The 14,018-nt window shown below is 71.1% G+C and carries 14 protein-coding genes; 6 read left to right on the top strand and 8 right to left on the bottom strand.

The annotated features are described in order from the left end of the window. The first annotated feature begins 166 nt into the window (after positions 1-166). Complete coding sequence (locus tag AAFF41_RS09105; RefSeq protein WP_319750660.1) at positions 167-1,396, top strand: acyl-CoA dehydrogenase family protein; 1,230 nt, start codon at positions 167-169, stop codon at positions 1,394-1,396. On the opposite strand, the gene AAFF41_RS09100 is transcribed toward AAFF41_RS09105, so the two are convergent. Genes AAFF41_RS09100 through AAFF41_RS09090 form a run of 3 tightly spaced genes read right to left on the bottom strand, consistent with a single transcriptional unit; the run spans position 1,397 to position 4,211 of the window. Next, positions 1,397-1,918, bottom strand: coding sequence for a cupin domain-containing protein (locus AAFF41_RS09100; protein WP_319750659.1), 522 nt, complete (start codon positions 1,916-1,918; stop codon positions 1,397-1,399). Then, positions 1,915-3,141, bottom strand: coding sequence for a cytochrome P450 (locus AAFF41_RS09095; protein ID WP_319750658.1), 1,227 nt, complete (start codon positions 3,139-3,141; stop codon positions 1,915-1,917). Before AAFF41_RS09095 ends, AAFF41_RS09100 begins: the two co-directional genes overlap by 4 nt. Before the next feature lie 5 nt (positions 3,142-3,146). Beyond that, on the bottom strand, positions 3,147-4,211 hold the full coding sequence (locus AAFF41_RS09090) for a type III polyketide synthase (RefSeq protein WP_319750657.1): 1,065 nt from the start codon (positions 4,209-4,211) through the stop codon (positions 3,147-3,149). Between the two features lie 213 nt (positions 4,212-4,424). Between AAFF41_RS09090 and AAFF41_RS09085 the strand changes: the two genes are divergently transcribed. Next, complete coding sequence (locus AAFF41_RS09085) at positions 4,425-5,099, top strand: transcriptional regulator (protein ID WP_343323819.1); 675 nt, start codon at positions 4,425-4,427, stop codon at positions 5,097-5,099. A gap of 42 nt (positions 5,100-5,141) precedes the next feature. Here the strand turns inward: AAFF41_RS09085 and AAFF41_RS09080 are convergent, their stop codons facing one another. The 5 genes from AAFF41_RS09080 to AAFF41_RS09060 all read right to left on the bottom strand — a co-directional run bounded on the left by AAFF41_RS09080 (position 5,142) and on the right by AAFF41_RS09060 (position 9,881). Further along, complete coding sequence (locus tag AAFF41_RS09080) at positions 5,142-5,381, bottom strand: DUF6213 family protein (protein WP_054228947.1); 240 nt, start codon at positions 5,379-5,381, stop codon at positions 5,142-5,144. A 24-nt stretch (positions 5,382-5,405) separates the two neighbouring features. Next, positions 5,406-6,800 (bottom strand): NADP-dependent succinic semialdehyde dehydrogenase, encoded by a 1,395-nt coding sequence (locus tag AAFF41_RS09075; protein WP_343323818.1) that lies wholly within the window; start codon positions 6,798-6,800, stop codon positions 5,406-5,408. 86 nt (positions 6,801-6,886) lie between these two features. Then, a complete protein-coding gene (locus AAFF41_RS09070; protein WP_343323817.1) occupies positions 6,887-7,351 on the bottom strand; it encodes an NUDIX hydrolase in 465 nt (154 codons plus the stop codon). Further along, the gene (locus tag AAFF41_RS09065; RefSeq protein WP_319750653.1) at positions 7,348-8,886 is read right to left on the bottom strand and encodes an ATP-dependent DNA ligase; all 1,539 of its coding nucleotides are present in this window, start codon (positions 8,884-8,886) and stop codon (positions 7,348-7,350) included. The genes AAFF41_RS09070 and AAFF41_RS09065 overlap by 4 nt, the downstream gene beginning before the upstream one ends. A 56-nt stretch (positions 8,887-8,942) precedes the next feature. Continuing rightward, positions 8,943-9,881: an NAD(P)/FAD-dependent oxidoreductase gene (locus AAFF41_RS09060; RefSeq protein ID WP_343326272.1), complete on the bottom strand. Its 939-nt coding sequence runs from the start codon at positions 9,879-9,881 to the stop codon at positions 8,943-8,945. A gap of 87 nt (positions 9,882-9,968) precedes the next feature. On the opposite strand from AAFF41_RS09060, the gene AAFF41_RS09055 reads away from it, so the two are divergent. The 4 genes from AAFF41_RS09055 (at position 9,969) to AAFF41_RS09040 (ending at position 13,915) form a co-directional block, all read left to right on the top strand. Further along, on the top strand, positions 9,969-10,565 hold the full coding sequence (locus tag AAFF41_RS09055; protein WP_343323816.1) for a helix-turn-helix domain-containing protein: 597 nt from the start codon (positions 9,969-9,971) through the stop codon (positions 10,563-10,565). A 94-nt stretch (positions 10,566-10,659) separates the two neighbouring features. Continuing rightward, positions 10,660-11,637, top strand: coding sequence for an NADPH:quinone oxidoreductase family protein (locus AAFF41_RS09050; protein WP_343323815.1), 978 nt, complete (start codon positions 10,660-10,662; stop codon positions 11,635-11,637). Further along, positions 11,634-12,815, top strand: a complete 1,182-nt coding sequence (locus tag AAFF41_RS09045; RefSeq protein WP_319750651.1) for an acyl-CoA dehydrogenase family protein — start codon at positions 11,634-11,636, stop codon at positions 12,813-12,815. The genes AAFF41_RS09050 and AAFF41_RS09045 overlap by 4 nt, the downstream gene beginning before the upstream one ends. Further along, positions 12,812-13,915 carry an acyl-CoA dehydrogenase family protein gene (locus AAFF41_RS09040; protein ID WP_319750650.1) on the top strand — a complete coding sequence of 368 codons (1,104 nt, stop codon included), beginning with the start codon at positions 12,812-12,814 and terminating at the stop codon, positions 13,913-13,915. The genes AAFF41_RS09045 and AAFF41_RS09040 overlap by 4 nt, the downstream gene beginning before the upstream one ends. The last annotated feature ends 103 nt before the right edge of the window (positions 13,916-14,018 follow it).

The raw sequence follows: 14,018 nt of genomic DNA, 5'->3' as shown, positions 1-14,018 counted from the left end.
TTCTCCCCACCCGTGGTGATTCGGCGACGCCTGCGCAAAGTAACACTCATCGGCCCATGCGTATCGAACGGGCTGCCGAGCGGAACGTGGGAGTTGACTTTTACTACTGATCAGTAACAGACTCCAGTTACCGCAAGTAACACTTTAGTGCAGTGCTGGAGGGGTCATGGCCGAGTTCACCATGGAGCTCAACGACGAACAGAGGGAGGTCCGCGACTGGCTCCACGGGTTCGCCGCCGAGGTGATCCGCCCCGCGGCCGCCGAGTGGGACGAGCGCGAGGAGACTCCCTGGCCGGTCATCCAGGAAGCCGCGAAGGTCGGCATCTACTCCCTGGACTTCTACGCCCAGCAGTACTTCGACCCGACCGGTCTCGGCATACCCATGGCCATGGAGGAGCTGTTCTGGGGCGACGCGGGCATCGCCCTGTCGATCGTCGGCACCGGCCTGGCCGCCGTGGGCGTCCTCGCCAACGGCACCGAGGAGCAGATCGGCACCTGGATCCCGCAGATGTACGGCGACGCCAACGATGTCAAGGTCGCTGCCTTCTGCTCCTCCGAGCCCGACGCCGGCTCCGACGTCGCCTCGATGCGCACGCGTGCCGTCTATGACGAGGCCAAGGACGAGTGGGTGCTCAACGGCACCAAGACCTGGGCGACCAACGGTGGCATCGCCAATGTCCATGTCGTCGTCGCGGTCGTCGACCCGGACCTCGGCTCCAAGGGGCACGCCTCCTTCATCGTGCCGCCGAGCACGCCGGGCCTCTCCCAGGGCCAGAAGTTCAAGAAGCACGGCATTCGTGCCTCGCACACCGCGGAGGTCGTCCTCGACGACGTCCGCGTCCCCGGGTCCTGCCTGCTCGGCGGCAAGGCGAAGCTGGACGAGCGCCTGGCCCGCGCCCGGGAGCGCGCCAAGGCGGGCGGCGGCGAGCGGGTGAAGAACGCCGCGATGGCCACGTTCGAGGCGTCGCGTCCGGCGGTCGGGGCCATGGCGGTGGGCACGGCCCGCGCCGCGTACGAGGTCGCCCTCGACTATGCGATGACGCGTGAGCAGTTCGGGCGTCCGATCGTCGACAACCAGGGTGTCGCGTTCCAGCTCGCCGACATGCGTACGTCGATCGATGCCGCGCGTCTGCTGGTCTGGCGGGCTTCGTGGATGGCGGTCAACGGGAAGCCGTTCACCGCGGCCGAGGGGTCGATGTCCAAGTTGTTCGCCAGTGAGACGGCGAAGAAGGTCACCGGTCAGGCGATCCAGATCCTGGGTGGAAATGGCTACACCCGCGAGTATCCGGTGGAGCGGATGCACCGGGATGCGGCCATTTACACCATTTTTGAGGGTACGAGTGAGATTCAGCGGCTGGTGATCGCTCGGACGCTTTCCGGGATGCCGATTCGGTAGTCACCGGAGCTTCAGAGGGGTGAGCTGCTCGATGTCGTATCGCGCCCTCAGTTCCTCGATGGCCGCGTGGTCGGGTGGGCCGCCAGAACCGAGGATCTCCAGCAGCTCCTCGAAGTAGCGCTCGTGGTCCGGGGGCGGGGAGGCCTGGAAGAACATCTTCGCCCGGGTCTCGGTGGGGTTGGAGAAGGCGTGGGGACAGCCCGGGGGCACGACGATGACCGTGCCCGGGGTTGCCCGTACCACCCGGCTGCCCGAACTCGACTCCCACTTCTGCCAGTTGTCGGGGGTCCGGATCCGGGGCTCGAAGGCGAGCACGTCCAGCTCGCCTTCGAGCACGTAGAACAGCTCCTCGCTGCGCGTGTGCACGTGGGCGCCCACGTCGAACCCGGGCGGTACCAGTACCTCGAAGGTGGACGCGGTGCGCGAGTGTGAGCCGGTCACCTTGAACGTCACGTGCTGGGCGGGGGTTTGCACGATCCGGCCGTGACCCGGTGGTACGAGGAGTCCTTCGGTCATGGTCATCGGGTCGCTCTCCACGTCACGGGCAGAGCTTCGGGGCCACGGATCAACGCGCCTTTCTTGAACCGGACCTGACGTGGGGGAACGGCGAGCCGCAGCCCCGGCAGCCGGTCCACCAGCGCGTCGACCAGGAGTTCCGACTCCAGCCTGGCCAGCATCCCGCCCGGGCAGTAGTGCGGGCCGAAGCCGAACGCCACGTGCGGATTGGGGCTGCGCTCGAAGTCGATGTGCTCCGGGTCCGGGAAGACCTCCGGGTCGCGGTTGGCGGCCAGGTACGAGACGTAGATCGGATCGCCGGCCCGGATCCGTACGCCCCTGATCTCGACGTCCTCCCTCGCGATCCGCGACAGGCCGACCATGTTGCGGTGCGGGATGTAGCGCAGCAGCTCGTCGATGGCCTGGGCGCGGATCCGAGGGTCGGAGCGCAGCCGGTCGGCCAGCGCCGGGCGGGTCATGAGCAGGTAGAACATCTGCCCGCTGTTGTTCGTGACCGCCTCGCCGCCGATCTGGAGGAGGACGGCGAGTCCGACGGCCTCCTCCATACCGATCTCGTCCCGGCCCACGGCGGCGCCCAGCAGCGAGGTGACGTCCTCGTCCCTGCTGTCGTTCCGGGCGCCGATGAGCTTCCTGAAGTAGGCGCCCATCTCGTCCTTGGCCCTCTCGCTGACCTCGGCGCCGTGCGCGGAGGACAGGATCAGCTGCGTCCAGGTGTGCATGCCCTGCCGGTCGTCGGCAGGGACGCCCATCAGCTCGCAGATGACCGCGATGGGGAAGGGGGTGAGGACCGCCTCGGTGAGATCGGCGGGCGGTCCGACCCGCAGCAGCTCGTCGACCATCTCGTCGAGCGTGCGCCGGGCCTTGTCGCGGACCCGCTCCACCCCGCGTGCCGTGAAGGCCGCGGCCACCGAGCGGCGCAGCCGGGTGTGGTCGGGCGGGTCCAGGAAGCCCACCGCGCCGCGGACCGGGATGAAGTGCGGGGCGAGCCGGGTGACCGGCTGGTCCATGACCGCCTCGCGGCTGAACCGTGGGTCGTTGGTGACCATGCGCACATCGTCGTGGCGGGTCACCAGCCAGGCCCAGCCCTCGCCGTTGGGCAGCTGGATCCGGGTGACCGGTCCCTCGTGCATCAGCTCGGTCAGGACCGGGTCGAATTCCACGCCCTTCAGGTCGAGGGCGGGCCAGTGCCGGACAGGCGGCAGTGGCCCGGTGATCGTCTTCTCGGTCATTGCGTTCACACCGTCTCGTCGTTGGTGTCGCGCCAGCGGCCCAGGGCCATTTCCGCGGTGATGCCGGGGCCGAAGCCCGCGAGCAGTCCGCGTGCGGAGTGCTCGGCACCGCCCTCGTCGAACAGCCGGCGCAGCGCGTCCAGGACGACGGCGCTGGCGATGTTCCCGTACTCGGTGAGGGTCGCCCGGCTGAACCGGAAGGCCTCCGGCGGGACCTCGAGGAACTTGCTGAGGTCGTCGAGGATCCTGGGGCCGCCCGCGTGGATGATGTAGAAGTCCAGGTCGGAGGCGTCCCAGTCGTGCTGTCGCGCGAGGGCGTGGAGGGCGGGGGCGAGCGGTTCCATCGTCCCGGGAACCCGCTTGTCCAGCAGGAAGTGGAAGCCCGTGGCGCGGACGTCGTACATGATCCAGTCCTCGGTCTTGGGGACCAGGTAGGAGCCGTTGCGCTCCAGGTGGACGCCGGTGCCGCCGTTGCCGCGGACGACGGCGGCGGCGATGCCGTCCCCGAACAGGCCGTTGCAGAGCAGCGAGCCGACGCTGAGATCGGTCGGCTGGTAGCAGAGCGAGCAGAACTCGCAGGCCACGATGAGCGCGTTGGCGTCGGGGTACGCCGTGCAGAAATCGTGGGCCCGGTTGATCGCGGCGCCGCCCGCCGCGCAGCCCAGCTGGGCTATGGGTATTTGTCGGGTGTCGCTGCTGAAGTCCATCGTGTTGATCAGCCAGGCCGTGAGCGAGGGCATCATGAACCCGGTGCACGAGACGTAGATGATCATGTCGATGTCGGAGGTGAGCAGCTCGGCGTCATCCAGCGCCCGCTGTATGACGGCGGGGACGCGGGCCTTGGCCTCACTCTCGTAGACCTTGTTGCGTTCTTCGAAGCCCGGGTGTTTCAGCGTCTCCGCGATGGGCTGCACGATGTGCCGGGTTTGGACACCGGTGTTCTCGATCAGTCGGAGTGCCAACGGCAGTTGCGGGTGGTCCTCGTGACGGGAGCGAGCCAGCTCCAGCGTCTCCTCCATCGTGATCACGTATTCCGGCACGGAGACCGAAGGTCTGCACAAAGTCGCCATGACGCGCGCCTTCTTTCGCCTTCCGGGGAACTCTCGTCCCCCGGCGGAAGAGTGGTTCACCCACGGGGGCGGTTCACCCACCGGGGTGGTCCACCCACGATCACCCGGAAGCGTGGGGATCTCGCGTCGGGCTACTCCATTCCGGGGATTTTTGGGAGGACGCGGGAGTGCGAGGGAAGAGGCCCCGGGACGGCCGAACCGAAGGAGTACGCCATGGTGCGCACGGCCAGGGAACTGCTGGAGGACACCACGGGGAAGCTCGCCCCGGACCCCCACGCCAACCGGCTGTTGCCCCTCATCGCCCGGGGCGCGGCCCAGCGTTCCACGCTCGCCGCCCTCGCCCTGGAACAGCGCCATGTGATCGCCGCGGACCGCCGTGCGTTCCTGCATCTGGCCGAGCGTCCGGACGTCGAGCCGCAGAGCGCCGCCTTCTTCACCCTGCTCGCGGAGGGTGAGGCTCTGGCCCAGGACAGGCTGGAAGCGTTCGCCGCCGCCTGCGGGGTGGACCAGGCGCGGGCGGCGGCCTACGAGCCGATCGCGGACTGCCAGGCCTATCCCGCGTACGTCGCCTGGCTGGCCCTGAACGGCTCACCGGCCGACGTGGTGCTCGCCCTGAGCGGCAACTTCACGACGTGGGGCGGCTATTGCGCGGCGATCGCCGAGGCCCTGCGCCGCCACTACGGCTTCGGCGGCGAGGTGTGCGGCTTCTTCGACTTCTTCGCGGCACCCGCCCCGGAGCTGGAGCGGAAGGCGCTCGCGGCTGTACAGGCGGCGCTGGACGCGGGGCGGATCGGGGAGACCGAGGTCCTCCGGTACGGGCGGCTGCTGCAGAGCTACGAGGCGAAGTTCTGGCACGCCCTGTGGGAACTCGACCAGCGGCCGACCTGAGGGCGCGTCGGTCCGGCGCGCGGACCGGGCGAACGCGCGCCGTCAGTCGGACGTCGTCCCGCTGCTGTGCGCGATGCAGGCCACGTCGATGCGGTCGGCGAGCTTGGCGAGTTCGATGGTCAGTGTCGCCACCGTGTCCTCGTCGAGTCCGTCCTGGCCGGCCTCCACCAGGTGCAGCCATCGGCCGCCCACCGTGCGCAGCAGTTTGCTGACGTCGGCGGCCGCCACCTGCAACGTGCCGCGGTCGTCGACGATCAGAGGCAGGGTCACTTCGCGGTTCACAGGGGGATCGTAGCTGCGGAACGCTTACGCTCCGTGCCATACGGTGGTGATGTTGCAGAACTCGCGGATTCCGTGTCCCGACAGTTCACGCCCGTAGCCCGAGCGCTTGACCCCGCCGAACGGGAACGCCGGGTGGGAGGCGGTCATCCCGTTGAAGAACACGCCGCCCGCCTCCAGGTCGCGCACGAACCGATCCACTTCGGCCTCGTCGTTCGTCCAGACGTTCGAACTCAGCCCGAACGGCGTGTCGTTCGCGAGCGCCACCGCCTCGTCCAGATCGGCGGCGCGGTAGAGCGTGGCGACCGGCCCGAAGGTCTCCTCCTGGTGGACCCGCATCTCGGGGGTGATGTCGGTGAGGATCGTCGGCGCGTAGTACCAGCCGTGCTCCGTGAAGCCTTCGGGACGCTCGCCGCCGCAGAGCACGGTCGCGCCGTTCTCCACCGCGTCGTCGACGAGTTCCTCCAGGTCACCGCGGCCCTGCTCGGTGGAGAGCGGGCCGATGTCGGTGGCCTCGTCGAGCGGATCGCCGACCTTCAGCGCCTTCATGCCCGCCGTGAAGCGCTCGGCGAAGGCGTCGAACACGTCCGTGTGCACGATGAACCGCTTGGCGGCGATGCACGACTGCCCGTTGTTCTGCACCCGGGCCGTCACCGCGGTCCTCGCCGCCCGGTCCACGTCGGCGGACGGCATGACGACGAACGGGTCGCTGCCGCCCAGCTCCAGCACCGTCTTCTTGACCTCGTCCCCGGCGACCGAGGCCACCGAGCGCCCCGCCGGCTCACTCCCGGTCAGCGTCGCCGCCTTGACCCGGGGATCGCGCAGGATGCCCTCCACGGCGCCCGAGCCGATCAGCAGCGTCTGGAAACAGCCCTCGGGGAAGCCCGCCCGGCGGAACAGGTCCTCCAGATAGAGGGCGGTCTGCGGCACGTTCGAGGCGTGCTTGAGCAGGCCGACGTTGCCCGCCATCAGGGCGGGCGCGGCGAATCGGACCACCTGCCAGAGCGGGAAGTTCCACGGCATGACGGCCAGCACCGGGCCCAGCGGCCGGTAGCGCACCAGGACGCGGGAGGCGCCGGAGTCCTTGACGTCGGAGTCGGCGGGCTCCTCGTCGGCGAGCAGCTCCTCGGCGTGGTCGGCGTACCAGCGCATCGACTTCGCGCACTTGGCGGCCTCCGCGCGGGCCTGCTTGACGGGCTTGCCCATCTCCGTGGTCATCACCCGGCCGATGTCGTCCCGCTCCTCGTCGAGGAGGTCGGCCGCCCTGTGCAGCAGCCGTGCACGCTCGGCGAAGGACGTGGTGCGATAGTCGCGGAACGTGGTCTCGGCCGTGGCGAGCCTGCGCTCGATCTCCTCGGCGCCGAGCGCGTCGTACGTTTTGAGCGTCTCGCCGTTCGCCGGGTTCACCGTCGCGATGGGCATGGCCGACCTCCTGAAGCGGGCTGTTCCTCGAGCCTGTTTTCCGACCCTCCCGCGCGGCGCGGTGCGGCGCAACGCGGAGGGCGTTCTCAGTCCGAGTGCTCCGCCAGCCGCTCGAGAAACGCCGCCTGCGCCGGCACGATCAGCTCCCCGGCCCGGTCCAGGCCGAACCACTCCACCTGGTCCAGCTCGGGAAACTCCTGGCGCCGCCCCGACTTCGGCGGCCACTCCCTCTCGAAGGTGCCCGGGACCACGAGCGCCGGGTCGAGGTCCGCCTCGATCGCCCAGGCCGTGACGACCTTGCCGTTCTTCTGCGTGACCTCGCCGAGCGGGACGGCCTCGCCGTCGGGCGGCGGCAGCCCCAGTTCCTCCTGGAACTCCCGGCGCGCCGCGTCCCAGGCGGTCTCGTCGGGCTCGTACTCGCCCTTGGGCACGGTCCACGCCCCGGCGTCCCGCCGGGCGAAGAAGGGGCCGCCCATATGGCCGAGCAGCACCTCCGGGCCGTCGTCGGTGCGCCGGTACAGCAGCAGTCCCGCACTGCGCTTCCCCGTCACGGGGCCACCTCCGGGTGTGCGGCGAGCAGGGCCTCGACCGTGTCGGCGCCCGCGGGCGTCTTGTCCTCGCGGTAGCGCACCACGCGGGCGAAGCGCAGCGTGACCCCGGCCGGGTAGCGGGTGGACCTCTGCAGACCGTCGTAGGCGATCTCCACGACGAGTTCGGGCCGTACGGTGACCACGTGGCCGCTGTCCTCGACGGCCAGCTCCTGGAGGCGCTCGGTCTGCCAGGTCAGCATCGCGTCCGTCATGCCCTTGAAGGTCTTGCCGAGCATCGCGAAGGAACCGTCCGCGGCGCGGGCCCCGAGGTGCAGGTTGGAGAGTTTGCCGGTGCGCCGTCCGTGGCCCCACTCGGCCGCCAGGACCACCAGGTCGAGGGTGTGCACGGGCTTGACCTTCAGCCACGACGCCCCGCGCCGGCCCGCGCTGTAGGGGGCGTCCAGGGCCTTCACCACCACGCCTTCGTGACCGCGCTCCAGCGTCTCGGCGAGGAATCGTCGTGCCGGGGAGATGTCCTCGGGCCCGTGGGCGAGGGCGCGCCGCACCCGCATCGGCTCGGGCACCAGCCGCGCCAGCTCCGCGTGCCGTTCGGTGAACGGCAGATCCAGCAGATCCCGCCCGTCGACCGACAGCGCGTCGAAGAAGACGGGGGAGACCGGCACGCTCCTCGCGGCCGTGGCCACGTCCACCCGCGAGCCCACCCGCCCGGCCGTCTCCTGGAAGGAGCGTGGCCGCCCGTCCTCGTCCAGCGCGATCACCTCGCCGTCGAGGATGAACCGGGTGCCCTTCAACTCCATCGCGGCGGAGGTGAGTTCGGGCAGCCGGTCGGTGATGTCGTCGAGGGTGCGGGTGTAGATCCGTACGTCGTCGCCGTCGCGGTGCAGCTGTACGCGGATGCCGTCGAGCTTCTCCTCGACGGCACACGCGCCCAGCTTCTCCACGGCTTCGGACACGGACGTGGCGCTGTGGGCGAGCATGGGCAGCACCGGGCGGCCCACCGTGAGCCGGAAGTCGTCCAGGGCCCCCGGGCCGTCCGCCAGCAGCGCCCGCGCCACCGTCTGCAGCGATCCGGCGAGCATCACCGCCCGCCGTACGCCCGCGGCGGGCGCGCCGGTCGCCTCGGCGAGCCCCTCGACCGCGACCGCGTCCAGCGCGCCCTGCCGCACCTCACCGGTGAGCAGCCCGAACAGGAACCGCTGCTCGTCCTCGGTGGCCGCCGCCCGCAGCTCGTCCAACAGCCGCCTGCGCTCCGCCTGCGAGCCGGCGCCCGTGACCGTGCCGACCTCCGTGAGCCGGGCGTCCACGTCCCGCACCGTGAGCGAGGGCTCGGGCGCGGGTGGCACAGGCCCGCTCAGCAGCTTCCAGCCGATGCCGAGCCGCCCCTGGGGGAGACGGCCCGCCAGATACGGGATCACGATCGGCACGTCGTCCGCGTCGGCGTCCCGGAACAGCTCGGCGAGCAGGGCGGTCTTCCGGGACCGCGCCGAGGTGGCGGCGACCTCCCGGGACACATGGGCGAGCCGGGCGAGCAGCATGGAGCCATGGTGCTACGGAGGGGCGCCGTCCACACCCGGGCGGTTCAGCTCCGGGGTCAGGACCTGTCCTGGGCGGCGTCGAGGTCGGCGAAGAGCAGCTCGCCGTTGAGCGTGGCCGCCGCCCGGTAGCCCGCGCCCGCGGCGTTCACGACCTGCTCGGCGAAGCCCACCGCGTTGCCCGCCGCCCAGACGCCGGGCACGGTCGTCAGGCCCGTCTCGTCGACCACCGGGTACGTGCCGAACGGGGTCTCGCGCAGCTCGGCGCCCAGCCGCTCGAACAGGTCGTTGCGGGGGACCGCGCGCGGCGCCACGAAGAGCGTCGAGCGGTCATGGACGGTGCCGTCCGTGAGCCGGACCCCCGTGAGCCGGTCGCCCTCGACGACGAGCCCCGCGACCTCACCGGGCTCCACGACGACCCCGGCGGTGGCGAGCCGTCGCGTGTCGTCGGCCGTCAGCTCCGCCTCGGTGACCGTGTGCAGGAACAGCGTGACGTCCTTCGACCACTGGGAGACCATCAGCGCCTGGTGGACGCTCATCGGCGTGGTGGCCAGCACCCCGAAGGACGTGTCGCGGACCTCCCAGCCGTGGCAGTAGGGGCAGTGCAGCACGTCCCGCCCGAAGCGCTCGGCGATCCCTGTGACCGCCGGGAGCTCGTCGGCCAGCCCGGTGGCGAGGACCAGCCGCCGCGCGTGCACGGTCCGTCCGGCCGCGAGCGTCACGCGGAACTCGCCGTTGTCCTGGCGGGACACGTCCACCGCCCGGTCCCGGACCAGCTCGACGCCGTACCGCGCGATCTCCTCGCGCCCCGCGGCGAGGAATTCCGCGGGCGGCATGCCGTCCCGGGTCAGATAGCCCTGCAGATGCGCGGCGGGCGCGTTGCGCGGCTCGCCCGCGTCGACGACGAGCGTGCGGCGCCTGGCCCGGCCGAGGACCAGTGCGGCGGACAGGCCGGCCGCGCCGCCTCCGACGACGACGGCCTCGTACCTCTCGGTCATGTCGGTCATGGTGACCACCTCCACCGCAGACGGTCGCCCGACCGGTGCCGTATTGACAAATGTCTTTGCCGAATCTGCAATATGGGCATGAGCAAGGGTATGGATGACGACGCACGGACGGACGAGGTGCTGGCCGAGGTCGGGCCGAGGCTACGGCGCGTCCGCAAGGAGCGGGGCGCGACACTCGCCGGCCTGTCCGAGGCGACCGGTATCTCCGTGAGCACGCTGTCGCGGCTGGAGTCGGGGCTGCGCAAGCCCAGTCTGGAGCTCCTGCTGCCGATCGCCCGGGCCCACGAGGTGCCGCTGGACGAGCTGGTCGGCGCGCCCCCGGTGCGCGACCCGCGGGTACGCGCCCAGCCCATCGTGCGCGGCGGTCGCACCCACTGGCCGCTCACCCGGCAGCCCGGCGGACTCCAGGCGTACAAGGTGCTCGAACCGCAGCGCAAGCTCGAGCCGGAACCCCGGACCCACGAGGGCTATGAGTGGCTGTACGTGATGTCGGGGCGACTGAGGCTCGTGCTGGCCGATCATGATGTGGTGCTCGGTCCGGGGGAGGCCGCCGAATTCGACACGCGGGTGCCGCACTGGTTCGGGTCCACGGGGGAGGGGCCCGTGGAGTTCCTGAGCCTGTTCGGGCCGCAGGGGGAACGGATGCATGTGAGGGCGCGTCCGGCCCGCTCGTGAGGGCGTGACGCACATGACTGTTCCCTGATCGGCAAGCGACCGCTTAGTATGCGGTCGAGCCCGGTCAGACAGAGCAGTCCCGTGGAGGCCCCGCATGCAGGCATGGCAAGTACACCAGCTCGGCGAACCGAGCCAGGTGATGGAGCTCCAGGACGTGGAGCGACCGGTGCCCGGTGAGGGGCAGGTCCTGCTCAAGGTGCGCGCGGCGAACATCAACTTCCCGGACGTGCTGATGTGCCGCGGGCACTACCAGGTCAGGCCGCCACTGCCGTTCACGCCCGGTGTCGAGATCTGCGGCGAGACCGAGGACGGACGCCGCGTGCTGGCCAACCCCGCGCTGCCGCATGGCGGTTTCGCCGAGTACGCCGTCGCGGACGCCGCCGCCCTGCTGCCCGCGCCCGACACCCTCGACGACGCCGAGGCGGCCGCCCTGCACATCGGCTACCAGACGGGGTGGTTCGGCCTGCACCGCCGGGCCCGTCTCGAAGCCGGTGAGACGCTGCTCGTCCACGCCGCCGCCGGAGGGGTCGGCAGCGCGGCCGTGCAGCTGGGGAAGGCGGCGGGCGCCACCGTCATCGGCGTGGTCGGCGGGGGCGACAAGGTGGCCGTGGCGCGCGAGCTGGGCTGCGACGTCGTCATCGACCGGCGTACCCAGGACGTCATCGCCGCCGTGAAGGAAGCCACCGGCGGCCGGGGCGCCGACGTGATCTACGACCCCGTGGGCGGCGAGGCGTACACCCAGTCCACCAAGGTTGTCGCCTTCGAGGGCCGGATCGTTGTCGTGGGCTTCGCCAGCGGCTCGATCCCCAGCCCGGCGCTCAACCACGCCCTGGTGAAGAACTACGCGATCCTCGGCCTGCACTGGGGTCTGTACGGCGCCAAGAGCCCCAAGCTCATCCAGCACTGCCACGAGCAGCTCACCGAGCTGGCCGCGCGCGGTGCCATCAAGCCGCTGGTCAGCGAGCGCGTGCCGCTGGGCGGCGGCGCGGCCGCCGTGCAGCGGGTCGGCGACGGTGTCACCACCGGCCGGGTCGTCGTGGTGCCCTCTCTCGAGAACGGAGCAGCCGCATGACCGACGCAGCCGAACTGCGCACCCGTACGAAGGAGTTGCTGGCGGCGCACCCGCCCGCGACCACGGACCGCCTCGACTTCCTCAAGGCCCGCTTCGACGCCGGACTCGCCTGGGTGCACTACCCCGAGGGCCTCGGCGGACTCGGCGCCCCACGCACCCTCCAGGCCGTCGTGGACGCCGAACTGGAGGCCGCCGGCGCACCCGACAACGACCCGCGGCGCATCGGCATCGGCCTCGGCATGGCCGCGCCGACCATCCTCGGCTTCGGCACGGAGGAGCAGAAGCGGGACTTCCTCAGGCCGTTGTGGGTCGGCGAGGAGGTCTGGTGCCAGCTCTTCAGCGAGCCCGGCGCCGGGTCCGACCTGGCCGCGCTCGGTACGCGCGCCGTCCGGGAGGGAGACAACTGGGTGGTCAACGGGCAGAAGGTGTGGACCTCCAGCGCCCACGTCGCCCGCTGGGCCATCCTCATCGCCCGCACCGACCCGGACGTGCCCAAGCACCGCGGCATCACGTACTTCATCTGCGACATGACCGATCCGGGCGTCGAGGTGCGGCCGCTGCGCCAGATCACCGGCGAGGCCGAGTTCAACGAGGTCTTCCTCACCGACGTCCGCATTCCCGACGCGCACCGGTTGGGCGAGGTCGGGGACGGTTGGCGGGTCGCGCAGACCACGCTCATGAACGAGCGCGTCTCCATCGGCGGTATGCGCATCCCGCGCGAGGGCGGCATGATCGGCCCGGTCTCCAGGACCTGGCGCGAGCGTCCCGAACTGCGCACCCACGATCTGCACCAGCGGCTGCTGAGGCTGTGGGTGGAGGCCGAGGTCGCCCGGCTCTCCGGCGAACGGCTGCGCCAGCAGCTCGTCGCGGGCCAGCCCGGCCACGAGGGCTCCGGGATGAAGCTCGGATTCGCCCGCCTCAACCAGGAGATCAGCGGCCTTGAGGTCGAACTCCTCGGCGAGGAGGGCCTGCTGTACGACGACTGGACGATGCGCCGACCGGAACTGGTCGACTTCACCGGCCGCGACGCCGGTTACCGCTATCTGCGCTCCAAGGGCAACAGTATCGAGGGCGGGACCAGCGAGGTCCTGCTGAACATCGTCGCCGAACGCGTGCTGGGCCTGCCGTCCGAGCCGCGCACCGACAAGGACGTCGCGTGGAAGGACCTCGCCCGATGACAACACGGAGCACCCAGCCCGATCTGCTGTACTCGGAGGAGGAAGAGGCGCTGCGTGCCGCCGTCCGCGACCTCCTCTCCGACCACTGCGACGCGGCGGGCGTCATCGCCCGCACCGAGACCGACACCCCGCACGACCCCGAGCTGTGGAAGGCGCTCTCGGACGGGATGGGCCTGGCCGGCCTGCTCGTGCCCGAGGCGCTGGGCGGCCAGGGCGCCACCCACCGCGAAGTCGCCGTGGTGCTGGAGGAGCTGGGGCGTGCGGTCGCGCCGGTGCCGTATCTGACCAGTGCCGTCGTCGCCACCGAGGCGCTGCTGGCCTGCGAGGGCGAGGAGGCCGCCGGGCTGCTGACGGCGCTGGCGTCGGGCCGGACGATCGGCGCGCTCGCCGTCGCGCTGTCCGTGGCACCCGGCGGCGCCCACCAGGCCGTGCGGAACGAGGACGGCTTCCTGTACGGGGAGCTGACGGGGATCGCGGACGCGGCGGTGGCCGACGTGCTGCTGGTTCCGGCGGACGACGGCGGGCTGTACGCGGTGGACGGGGACGCCGTGACGGTCACCCCGCAGGTGTCCCTCGACCTCACCCGGCCGCTCGCCACGGTCACCTTCGACGGGGTGCGGGCACGTCGCCTCGGCGCCGCCGACCCCGCCGTACGACGAGCTCTGCGCAGCGGCGCGGGGCTGCTCGCCTCCGAGCAACTCGGCCTCGCCGACTGGTGCTTGACCGAGACCGTCCGCTACCTCAAGGAACGCAAGCAGTTCAACCGGCCCGTCGGCGGATTCCAGGCGCTCAAGCACCGGCTCGCGCAGCTGTGGCTGGAGGTCGTCAACACGCGTGCCGCCGCCCGCGCCGCCGCCGACGCGCTCGCCACCGGCAGCGCGGACACCGACGTGTCGGTCGCCGTCGCCCAGGCGTACGCGGCGTCCGTCGCCGTCCACACCGCCGAGGAGGCCCTCCAGCTGCATGGGGGCATCGGGATGACCTGGGAGCACCCGGTTCACCTCTATCTGAAGCGGGCCAAGGCGGACTCGATCGCGTACGGCACGGCGGGAGCCCACCGCGCGACGCTGGCCGAACTGGTGGACCTGCAAGCCCCCTGACGTACCTCGGCCAGAGGCCCGCCCCACCAGGGGCGGGCCTCTCGGTGTGCGCACCGCGGGTGAAGTGAACGGACAGCGGCAGTCCGGCCAACTCCCCCCACAG

The sequence above is a fragment of the Streptomyces mirabilis genome, assembly GCF_039503195.1.
Classification (GTDB): Bacteria; Actinomycetota; Actinomycetes; order Streptomycetales; family Streptomycetaceae; genus Streptomyces; species Streptomyces mirabilis_D.
The sequence above is the reverse complement of the archived record's forward strand: the minus strand, read 5'-3'. Positions and strand labels throughout refer to the sequence as shown.

Excerpts from the sequence above, each read along its gene's own strand:
- AAFF41_RS09095 (WP_319750658.1), bottom strand. The coding sequence starts at position 3,141 with ATGACCGAGAAGACGATCACCGGGCCACTGCCGCCTGTCCGGCACTGG.
- AAFF41_RS09065 (WP_319750653.1), bottom strand. The coding sequence starts at position 8,886 with ATGCTGCTCGCCCGGCTCGCCCATGTGTCCCGGGAGGTCGCCGCCACC.
- AAFF41_RS09085 (WP_343323819.1), top strand. The coding sequence starts at position 4,425 with ATGGTGCGCACGGCCAGGGAACTGCTGGAGGACACCACGGGGAAGCTC.
- AAFF41_RS09055 (WP_343323816.1), top strand. The coding sequence starts at position 9,969 with ATGAGCAAGGGTATGGATGACGACGCACGGACGGACGAGGTGCTGGCC.
- AAFF41_RS09105 (WP_319750660.1), top strand. The coding sequence starts at position 167 with ATGGCCGAGTTCACCATGGAGCTCAACGACGAACAGAGGGAGGTCCGC.
- AAFF41_RS09050 (WP_343323815.1), top strand. The coding sequence starts at position 10,660 with ATGCAGGCATGGCAAGTACACCAGCTCGGCGAACCGAGCCAGGTGATG.
- AAFF41_RS09045 (WP_319750651.1), top strand. The coding sequence starts at position 11,634 with ATGACCGACGCAGCCGAACTGCGCACCCGTACGAAGGAGTTGCTGGCG.
- AAFF41_RS09075 (WP_343323818.1), bottom strand. The coding sequence starts at position 6,800 with ATGCCCATCGCGACGGTGAACCCGGCGAACGGCGAGACGCTCAAAACG.
- AAFF41_RS09060 (WP_343326272.1), bottom strand. The coding sequence starts at position 9,881 with ATGACCGAGAGGTACGAGGCCGTCGTCGTCGGAGGCGGCGCGGCCGGC.
- AAFF41_RS09100 (WP_319750659.1), bottom strand. The coding sequence starts at position 1,918 with ATGACCATGACCGAAGGACTCCTCGTACCACCGGGTCACGGCCGGATC.
- AAFF41_RS09090 (WP_319750657.1), bottom strand. The coding sequence starts at position 4,211 with ATGGCGACTTTGTGCAGACCTTCGGTCTCCGTGCCGGAATACGTGATC.
- AAFF41_RS09040 (WP_319750650.1), top strand. The coding sequence starts at position 12,812 with ATGACAACACGGAGCACCCAGCCCGATCTGCTGTACTCGGAGGAGGAA.